Annotated in this window: 1 protein-coding gene; it reads left to right on the forward strand. The window is 32.9% G+C overall.

Annotated elements, in window-relative coordinates:
• Nucleotides 1-507, forward strand: a 507-nt coding sequence (locus tag AMN88_RS02205) for a tripartite tricarboxylate transporter permease (protein WP_143323660.1), incomplete at both ends; no start/stop codon positions are given.

Consider the following 507-nt stretch of genomic DNA (forward strand, 5'->3'; position numbering starts at 1 on the left):
GCATGGCAACAGTATCAACTACTGTGGGAGGTATATTTAGTGTTGTTATATTAGTTTTCTTTGCACCTATATTAGCACAACTTGCTTATGAGTTTGGTCAGCCAGAATATTTTGCATTAGCAATATTTGGTTTAACAATGCTTGCATCAATTGGTGAAGGTAGTCCAATTAAAAATTTAATCGCAGGTGCTTTTGGAATATTGATTTCTACAGTTGGAAAAGATTTTATGACTTCAATTGATCGTTTTACTTTTGGGATCAATGAATTAACTGAAGGAATAGGTTTTATACCAGTTGTGGTTGGACTTTTCGCAATGAGTGAAATGTTAACTCAATCAACATTAATCAATCAAGTATTTAACAGAATAGCTTTGAAAGCAATTAAGCTTCCTAGTAAAGGTGATTATAAGAAAACTTGGAAAACAATATTAAGATCAAGTGGAATTGGATCTTTTATAGGAGTATTACCAGCGGAAGGTGGAACAGTTGCCTCTTTGATTGGTTATT

It is taken from the genome of Candidatus Pelagibacter communis (assembly GCF_001180165.1).
Taxonomy (GTDB): domain Bacteria; phylum Pseudomonadota; class Alphaproteobacteria; order Pelagibacterales; family Pelagibacteraceae; genus Pelagibacter; species Pelagibacter ubique_P.